3 protein-coding genes and 1 pseudogene are annotated in these 2,995 nt (G+C 72.2%); 2 read left to right on the top strand and 2 right to left on the bottom strand.

Going from position 1 to position 2,995, the window contains the following annotated elements:
- The coding region (locus ABZ749_RS32855) for a gluconokinase (protein WP_357234751.1) at positions 1–928 on the bottom strand (928 nt) is incomplete at its 3' end.
- Between the two features lie 133 nt (positions 929–1,061).
- Between ABZ749_RS32855 and ABZ749_RS32850 the strand changes: the two genes are divergently transcribed.
- Both ABZ749_RS32850 and ABZ749_RS32845 read left to right on the top strand, forming a co-directional pair.
- Positions 1,062–2,204, top strand: a complete 1,143-nt coding sequence (locus tag ABZ749_RS32850) for a hypothetical protein (protein WP_357234749.1) — start codon at positions 1,062–1,064, stop codon at positions 2,202–2,204.
- A 45-nt stretch (positions 2,205–2,249) separates the two neighbouring features.
- Positions 2,250–2,783, top strand: coding sequence for a hypothetical protein (locus ABZ749_RS32845; protein WP_357234747.1), 534 nt, complete (start codon positions 2,250–2,252; stop codon positions 2,781–2,783).
- Positions 2,784–2,789: 6 nt separating this feature from the next.
- Here the strand turns inward: ABZ749_RS32845 and ABZ749_RS32840 are convergent.
- Positions 2,790–2,995, bottom strand: a pseudogene (locus ABZ749_RS32840) (hypothetical protein); the annotation flags it as partial.

The following is a 2,995-nucleotide window of genomic DNA, read 5'->3' as shown; positions in this document are numbered from 1 at the left end:
CACCGACCGCCCAGCGGTGCTCGGTCAGCGCGTAGCAGAACACCCCGCCGAGCGGGTCCACGCCGGGCCGCTCGACCATCACCCGCATCGCGCCGCTGGTGCCGATCGAACAGGCCACCATGCCGGGGTGCACGGCTCCCAGACCCAGGTTCGCCAGTGGCCCGTCGCCAGCGCCGACCACCACCGGGGTGCGCTGCGGCAGACCGGTCTCGGCCGCGGCCTGCGGGGTGAGGTTCGGCAGCACGGCGGTGGTGGCGACGAGCTGCGGGAGCTGTTCCTGGGTGATGCCGGCGATGGTCAGCGCCTCGTGATCCCACTTCAGCTCGTGGATGTCGAGCAGGCCGGTGGCCGAGGCGATCGAGTGGTCGGTGACCAGCGCGCCGCAGAGCCGCAGCAGCACCCACTCCTTGATGCCCACCCAGTGCGCCACCCGTTCGAAGAGTTTCGGCTCCTGCTCGGCGAACCAGAGCAGCTTGGGCAGCGGCGACATCGGATGCATCGGCGTGCCGGTGCGCCGGTGCAGGGCCAACCCCGACGGCACCGCCCGCAACCGCTCGGCCTGCCGGGTGGACCGCGAGTCGGCCCAGGTCACCGACGGGGTGAGCGGATTGCCGTCCCGGTCCAACCCGATCAGGCTGTGCATCGCGGAGCCGAACGACAGCCCGGCCACCGGCTGGACCAGCTCCGCCACGACCATGCTGATCGACTTGAGCACCGCGTCGAGGATGAGTTGTGGGTCCTGCTCGGCGTAGCCGGGTTGCGGGTTGTTCAGCGGGTAGCCGACCAGGTGACTGCCGAGCTGCCGCCCGTCGGTGTCGTACGCGACGGCCTTCGTGCTGGTGGTGCCGATGTCGACCCCGATCACGACCCCGAGCAGCGTGACTGCCGGCACGACCGTCACCCCCTCGGAGAACATGAACGTCGGCATCAGTATCCCCCTATCGTGCTGGTTGCTCCGCCGATCGGGTAGTTCGCCCGTTTCGGCGTTTCCAGGTGCCGCGCCGCACCTGTTAAACCGTGTGACACCCCAGATTGGTGGCCTGCGCGGCGAAGGAGTCGGCGTGGCAAAGACTGATTCGACGGGTTCCACATGGCGGTACCAGTGGGCGCACCGGCAGAACGTGCGGCGGGTCAGCACGTACCGCGGCGCTGAGACGGCGTGGCGGCGACGCGACGACGAGTTACGGCGGCTACGCGCCCTGGCCGCCGACTTCCAGGGCTCGGCAGCCGCCGGCGCCGGGCTGGCGTTGGAGTTGGCCGCCGACGAGGTGGTGCTCTGGGTGCTACCCGCGGCGCAACTGGTCGAGGTACGGCACACCGCTGTCCTGCCCGCGCCCGACCTCACCGTCGCCCCGGGAACCGGGCCACTGCGCCCGCGCCGCCCGGACGGCGTACGCGTCACCGACGCCGGCATGGCCGTGATCACCAGCCGTCGACTCGTGCTGCTCGGCGGGCGGGGCCGGCGCGACTGGGCGTACGGCCGGATAACCGGCCTGTCCCACGACCCGGCGGCCCCGGTCACCCTGATCCAGGTGCTGGACCGGCGTCGCATCTCCGGGTTGTTGCTGCCCACCGACGCCGCGCCGGACTTCCGGTTCAAGCTCACCCTGGCCTTCGCCGACGCGATCGAACAGCGCGCCGCGGTGATCGCCCAACTCGACGAGCTGATCGCCGAGCACGCCCAGCTCAAGCCGTTCCGGCCGGCCGCGGCCACTCCCGGGCAGGCCCGACTGTCGTCGTTCGTGCCCGGGGGCCGCAGAAGCATCGCGGTGGCGGCGGCCATCGCGCTGCTGGTGCCGGCGGCACTCATCGAGTCGAACCCGTCCGACCCGAGAGGTGGCGCGGAGGTCGCCGCCGCAGCCACCCCGGCGCCCACCGTCAGCGCCGCACCCGCGCGGATCGGCCCGGCGCTCGCCCTGAAATCCCCGCCGCCGAAGCCGACAAAGTCACCACGCCCGTCGCCCAGCGCGACCCAGGGCCCCCGCTGCGGGGCACCGGAGAACCCGCTGGGGTACGACTTCTGTGGCGGCACGCGGATCCGCAAGCCGGCCGCCGAGGTGTGCGACTGGTTCGACTGCGTACCGCAGTTCTGGGCCGGACGCGGTTACCTCGTGCAGTGCCGCGACGGTTCGGTGAGCCTGGCCGGCGGCCGGTCCAACGCCTGCGCCGGGCACCAGGGCGTGCGGCGGACCATCACGAAGTGACCGATTCGGGGCCTGAAGTCCGCTTTGCTCGGCCAGAATGATCGAGTGGAGATCCGGTCTGACGATGGCGCTCGGGTGCGGGTACGCCCGGTGGGCTACCAGCCCGGCATCGACCCGCCCGACGACCTGGACGGGGCCACGCCCGGCTGGCACGACTGGCTGCTCATCGAGGTGGACGCCCGCACCGCCGACGGCCAGACCTGGTCACACCACTACCCGAGCCTCATGGTCGAGGAGGCCCGCGCGCTCGGCGGCTGGCTGCACGGGCAGGCCACCGCCGCCCTCGCGCTGAGCGCGCCACCGGCGACGGTCCGCTTCACCGAACCCAACCTGGCCCTGCGCAGCCGGGTGCTGCGCCGCCGCCGGCTGGAGCTGACAGTGGAGTTCTCCGCCGAGTCACTGCCACCGTGGATGCGCCGCCCGTCCAGCGCCATCTACCCGCTGATCCTCACCGTCTCCGCTGACGCCCTGGCCACCGCCGCCGAACACTGGGTCGAGCACTGCGAGGCGTACCCACCGCGTACCCAGTCGCGGTTCCCGACCCACGGCCCGCACCCGTACCGCCGACGAGCCGGCTGACCGCCGTCAGCGCTTCGGTCCGAGCGACGCTTTGGCGGCGTCGATGGCGTCGGACAACTCCTCGGTGTACGTGAAGCCGTCCTCGACGATGGCCATGTCGACCCCGCACTCGCGCTGCCGCGCTCGCAGCAGCGTCTCCTCCAGCGGGGCCACCGGGAAGGCCAGCGGGTCGAGGTCGGGAGCGGAGTCCAGGTCGCGGACCAGGAGCCACT

It is taken from the genome of Micromonospora sp. NPDC047753 (assembly GCF_040642735.1).
In the GTDB taxonomy this organism is placed as follows: domain Bacteria; phylum Actinomycetota; class Actinomycetes; order Mycobacteriales; family Micromonosporaceae; genus Micromonospora.
Note: the sequence above shows the minus strand (reverse complement) of the source record. Positions and strands in the feature narration are given on the sequence as shown.